At 75.0% G+C, this 320-nt stretch carries 1 protein-coding gene; it reads left to right on the forward strand.

Going from position 1 to position 320, the window contains the following annotated elements; genetic code table 11:
• Positions 1-320, forward strand: a 320-nt coding sequence (locus ACLBYB_RS33005) for a glycosyltransferase (RefSeq protein ID WP_447701406.1), incomplete at both ends; no start/stop codon positions are given.

Raw genomic sequence — 320 nt, forward strand, 5'->3', positions numbered from 1 at the left:
CGAGACCTGCGGCAACGGACTCCTGGTCGATCCCCGCACCCCCGGGGCGATCGCCGAGGCCTGCCTGCAGATCCTGGGCGATCCGGCCCTCTACGCGCGCTGCGTGGCCGGCGGCGCCCGGGCGGGGGCGGCCTACGACTGGGGCCGGCACGCCGCGCGCTATCACGTGCTGCTGCGCGCGCTGCTGGCCGCGGAGCCGTCCATACAGACACCCCGGCAACTGCTCGTCTGCGACACCGACAACACACTGGTCGGCTGCGATGCGGCCATGGGGATCTTCCGCCGCTGGCGCAGCCGCCAGGCGGGGCTGGCCTTCGGCG

The organism is Methylobacterium sp. D54C (assembly GCF_053345595.1).